The organism is Leisingera sp. ABD4_442 (assembly GCF_056160905.1).
In genome coordinates, this window is record NZ_JBSWYB010000074.1 from 1 (window position 1) to 5151 (window position 5151).

General features: G+C 64.2%; 5 protein-coding genes. All 5 read left to right on the forward strand.

Annotated features, from left to right (window positions below):
- The first annotated feature begins 150 nt into the window (after positions 1-150).
- The 5 genes from hpaD to ACXAHG_RS23310 are packed head-to-tail and all read left to right on the forward strand — an operon-like array spanning position 151 to position 5017.
- Entirely contained in the window at positions 151-1131 is a 981-nt protein-coding gene (hpaD, locus tag ACXAHG_RS23290) for a 3,4-dihydroxyphenylacetate 2,3-dioxygenase (RefSeq protein WP_475061171.1), read from the forward strand.
- Positions 1132-1170: 39 nt separating this feature from the next.
- Positions 1171-2583 carry a pyridoxal phosphate-dependent decarboxylase family protein gene (locus ACXAHG_RS23295; protein WP_475061173.1) on the forward strand — a complete coding sequence of 471 codons (1413 nt, stop codon included), beginning with the start codon at positions 1171-1173 and terminating at the stop codon, positions 2581-2583.
- Positions 2583-3434 (forward strand): fumarylacetoacetate hydrolase family protein, encoded by an 852-nt coding sequence (locus tag ACXAHG_RS23300; protein ID WP_475061176.1) that lies wholly within the window; start codon positions 2583-2585, stop codon positions 3432-3434. The genes ACXAHG_RS23295 and ACXAHG_RS23300 overlap by 1 nt, the downstream gene beginning before the upstream one ends.
- Positions 3431-4231, forward strand: coding sequence for a 2-oxo-hept-4-ene-1,7-dioate hydratase (gene hpaH / locus ACXAHG_RS23305; RefSeq protein WP_475061179.1), 801 nt, complete (start codon positions 3431-3433; stop codon positions 4229-4231). Before ACXAHG_RS23300 ends, hpaH begins: the two co-directional genes overlap by 4 nt.
- A 15-nt stretch (positions 4232-4246) precedes the next feature.
- Positions 4247-5017: an aldolase/citrate lyase family protein gene (locus ACXAHG_RS23310; protein WP_475061181.1), complete on the forward strand. Its 771-nt coding sequence runs from the start codon at positions 4247-4249 to the stop codon at positions 5015-5017.
- Positions 5018-5151: the final 134 nt, after the last annotated feature.

The following is a 5151-nucleotide window of genomic DNA, read 5'->3' on the forward strand; positions in this document are numbered from 1 at the left end:
GGAAAAAAAACGTATGTGTTTTGGATTGGGCAAGCGCCCACCCCCGTTTTTCTTCTCCTGATCCGTTTTGCGTCGGACCAAGAATATCCCGGGAGGAGCGAGGGTCCTGCCCCTCGCTCCCACTCCAGCCCCAAGTGAAAGGTTCAAACCATGCCCGTCCCCGCCCCGAACCTCTACCCCCCTTTCAACATCGTGCGGCTCAGCCATGTGGAATACGCCGTCACCGACCTCGCCGCCTCCCGCGCGTTTTACGTGGACACCCTCGGCCTGCAGGTCACGCATGAGGACTGCGAGCGCATATACCTCCGCGCGATGGAGGAACGCGGCCACCATTGCATCGTGCTTGTTCAGGCAGATACCGCCTCTGTCGGCGTCCTCGGCTTCAAACTTTATGATGAACCGGACCTGGACAAGGCGGCGGAATTCTTCGCCGCCAAGGACCTGCCCGTCGAATGGGTGGACCGCCCGCACATGGGCCGCACCTTGCGCACCCGCGACCCCTGGGGCATCCCGCTGGAGTTCTATGTCAAAATGGACCGACTGGAGCCGATCCACCAGGAATACAGGCTCTATAACGGGGTAAAACCTCTGCGCATCGACCATTTCAACATGTTCAGTGCAGATGTGGATGCCTCGGTCGCCTTCTACGGCGAGATGGGCTTTCGCGTCACCGAATTCACCGAAGATGACGACAGCGGCAAGATCTGGGCGGCCTGGATGCACCGCAAGGGCGGCGTCCATGACGTGGCCTTCACCAATGGGCTTGGGCCCCGGCTGCACCACACTGCTTTCTGGGTGCCGAACCCCTTGAATATCATCGACCTCCTCGACCTGATGTCGACCACCGGCTACGTCGATAACATCGAGCGCGGCCCCGGCCGCCACGGCATCTCCAACGCCTTCTTCCTCTATGTGCGCGACCCCGACGGCCACCGGATCGAGATCTACTGTTCCGATTACCAGACCGTCGACCCGGATCTGGAGCCGATCAAATGGTCGCTCACCGACCCGCAGCGCCAGACCCTCTGGGGCGCGCCCGCGCCGCGCAGCTGGTTCGAGGAGGGCTCCGTCTTCGAAGGCGCCACCGCGAAACCCAGCACCTTGAACGCACAGCCGATCATTGCCCCCTGAACATCAGGACCGCACCCTGGCGGAAGGAAGGTAAGAAAAATGAAATGGGATGAATTCTCCGAATGGGGCCGCCGGGTCGCGGATTGGACGCAGGACTACCACCTGACCGTCGGCGACCGCCCGGTGCGGGCCAAAACCAAACCCGGCACGGTGCTGCACGCCCTGCCTGCCACCCCGCCCGAAGACGGCGAGGGGATGGAGGCAATCTTCCGCGATTTCGAGGACATCGTGATGCCCGGCATCACCCATTGGCAGCACCCGCGCTTCTTTGCCTATTTCACCTCCAACGCCGCTGCGCCCTCGGTGCTGGCCGAGTTCCTGACCGCCGCCATCGCGCCCCAATGTATGCTGTGGCAGACCTCACCCGCCGCGACCGAGATGGAAACCCGGATGATGGACTGGCTGCGCCAGGCGCTGGACCTGCCGGAGCAGTTCCAGGGCGTGATCCAGGACTCCGCCTCCTCCGCCACCCTCGCCGCGGTGCTGACCATGCGGGAGAAAGCGCTGAACTGGCAAGGGAACCAACAGGGCCTGTTCAGCCAGAAAGCGTTGCGCATCTACTGCTCCTCCGAAGTCCACACTTCCATCGACCGCGCCATCTGGGTCGCGGGCATCGGCCAGCAGAACCTGATCCGCATCCCCATCAAGGGCGACTGGCGCGGCATGGACCCCGACGCGCTGGAGGCGGCAATTCAGGCCGACCTCGCCGCAGGCCACCAGCCCGCAGGCGTCATCCTCTGCGTCGGCGGCACCGGTGTTGGCGCCACCGATCCGGTCGACAAGGTGCTGGATGTGGCAGAAAAATACGGTCTCTACACCCATGTGGACGCCGCCTGGGCCGGCTCCGCAATGATCTGCCCGGAATACCGCCACTACTGGCCCGGCGTCGAACGCGCCGACAGCATCGTCTTCAACCCGCACAAATGGCTGGGCGTGCAGTTCGACTGCTCCGCCCATTTCCTGAAGAACCCGGCCGATCTGGTGCAAACCCTGGCGATCAGCCCGGAATACCTCAAGACCCACGGCCATGACGGCATCATCAACTATTCCGAATGGTCGGTGCCGCTGGGGCGCCGCTTCCGCGCGCTCAAAATCTGGTTCCTGATCCGCACCTACGGCCTGGAGGGCCTGCGCCAGCGGCTGCGCAATCACATCAACTGGTCGAATCAGCTGCACGAAAAGCTCAAGTTAGAGCCTGCTTTCGAGATCACCACCGCGCCGATGTGGTCGCTCTGGTCGTTCCGCTTTGCGCCCGAGGGCGCCGCGGACCTCGACGATCTGAACCTCGCATTGGTCAATGCCATCAACGCCGACGGCCGCATCTACCTGACCCAGACCCGCCTCGACGGCGCGCTGGTGATCCGCTTCCAGGCAGGCCAGTTCGAGACCACAGAGGCAGACGTGATGATGGCCTTCGACGTCATCACCGAAATCGCAAGGAGCCTGACCTGATGCGCTTTGCCACCTACACCGCCGGCGGAGAAACCTTCTATGGCGCGGTAACGGATGCCGGGATGATAGCCCTGTCGCCGCAGTTCCCGGACTGGCCCACGATGCGCGACGTGATCGCGGCGGACGGCCTGCCGAAACTGGCAGAGGCCGCCAACGGCAAACCTGTCACCCACACGGATTTCGCTTACGAGATCCCGGTCCCCAACCCGGAAAAGATCATCTGCGTTGGCGTCAATTTCCCGGACCGCAACGCGGAGTACAAGGACGGCTCCGCCCAGCCCAAGCACATGTCCCTGTTTCCCCGCTTCCCGCGCTCCTTCACCGGGGCGGAGCGCCCGCTGATCCGCCCGCCGGAAAACCACACGCTGGATTACGAGGGCGAGGTCGCCGTAGTGATTGGCAAACCGGGCCGCCGCATCAAACCGGAAGACGCCTACGATCACATTGCTGCTCTAACACTGGCAAATGAGGGCACAATCCGCGACTGGGTCCGCCACGCCAAGTTCAACGTGACCCAAGGCAAGAACTGGGACAATTCCGGCTCCATCGGACCCTGGCTGGTGCCCTTCATCAACGCCGCCCAGTTGGATGAGGCGCGCATCGTAACCCGCTTGAACGGAGAGGTCCGCCAGGACGACACCCTCAACCGGATGATGTTCCCGATCCGCGAGGAGATCGCCTATATCTCCACCTTCACGACCCTGCAGCCCGGCGACGTGATCATCACAGGCACGCCGACAGGCGCAGGCGCGCGGTTTGATCCACCGAAATACCTGGTCCCCGGCGATGTGGTGGAGGTTGAGGTCGAGGGCATCGGAACCTTACGCAATACCGTCGAGGATGAAGAATGACCCCGGAGCAGCACCAGGAAGCCGCTGACCACCTGTTCAAAGCCGAGCAAACCGGCCAGCAATGCGGCCTGCTCTCACAGGCCTATCCCGGCATGTCTCTGGATGATGCCTACGCAGTACAACAGGCTCTAATCCGGCAGAAACTGGCCTCCGGCCGCAGGAAAATCGGCTGGAAGATCGGCCTTACCAGCCGCGCCATGCAGCAGGCGCTGAACATCACCACCCCCGACAGCGGCGTGCTGCTGGACGACATGCTGTTTCAGAACGGGGCAACCGTCCCCGCCGGCCGCTTCATCCAGCCACGGGTAGAAGCAGAGATCGCCTTTGTCATGAAATCCCCGCTCGCAGGCGCGGAGTGTACCCGCGAGGATGTGCTGGCCGCCACGGATTATGTGGCCCCCTCTCTGGAAATCCTAGACACCCGCATCCTGCGGGCAGATCCGGCAACCGGCCAGGCCCGCATCATCACCGACACCATCAGCGACAACGCCGCCAATGCCGGCGTGGTGCTGGGGGCGGAGCGCCACGCGGTGGACGCGCATGACCTGCGCTGGGTCGGCGCCATCGCCTCCCGCAACGGTACGGTTGAGGAAACCGGCCTCGGCGCAGGCGTCTTGAACGATCCCGTGACTTCGGTCCTGTGGCTGGCGCGCCGGATGGCGGAATATGGACAACAGATCGAGGCCGGGGATATCGTGCTCTCAGGCTCATTCATCCGCCCCATCGAATGCCCGCCGGGCACCGGGATCGCTGCAGATCTCGGCCCCTTCGGTTCCGTATCCATCACCTTCGCCTGACAGGAGGCCCTGCCCATGCCCGCGCCCAAGAACAGCTTCAAACAGGCTCTATCACAGGGCAAACGCCAGATCGGCTGCTGGATGAGCTTTGCCGACGGCCAGATTGCCGAGATCATGGGGACCTGCGGTTTCGACTGGCTGGTGATCGATGGCGAGCACGCGCCCAATGACATCCGCTCGATCCGCGACCAGCTGATGGCGCTGGCGGCCTCGCCCAGCCACCCGGTGGTGCGGGTGCCGGTGGGCGAGACCTGGATGATCAAGCAGGTGCTGGATGCCGGTGCCCAGACGGTGCTGGTGCCGATTGTCGAAAGCGCCGATCAGGCCCGCGAGCTGGTCCGCGCCTGCCATTACCCGCCCAAAGGCGTGCGGGGCGTCGGCGCCACCGCAGCCCGCGCCACCATGTTCGGCACAGTCTCTGAGTATATCCAGACCGCCGATCAGCAGGTCTGCCTGCTGGTCCAGGTAGAGAACCGCGCCGGGATGGCGGCGCTCGATGAAATCCTGCAGGTCGAGGGCATCGACGGCGTCTTCATCGGCCCCGCGGATCTGTCCACCGACATGGGCCACCAGGGCAACTCTGCCCATCCGGAGGTGCGCGCGGCAATTGCCGATGCCATCACCCGCATCAAGGCCGCAGGCCTCGCCCCCGGCATCCTCGGCACCACGGATGAGGCCACCCAGGCCTATGCGGACATGGGCGCGCAGTTCCTTGCGGTCGGCATCGACGTCATGGTGCTGGCCCGGAACGCCCGCGACCTGGCCGCCAAGTGGAAGGCAGACTAGGCCCGCATCGCATCCGCAAAGGAAGCACTCCCGCGCCCGGCTGCAGCCCTAGCTTTGCCAGCGCAGCGGCAGCGGGTTTGGGCGTGGGGGAGAGGGAGGTGAGGGGGCTGTTTCTTCTCCCCCCCCCCCCCCCC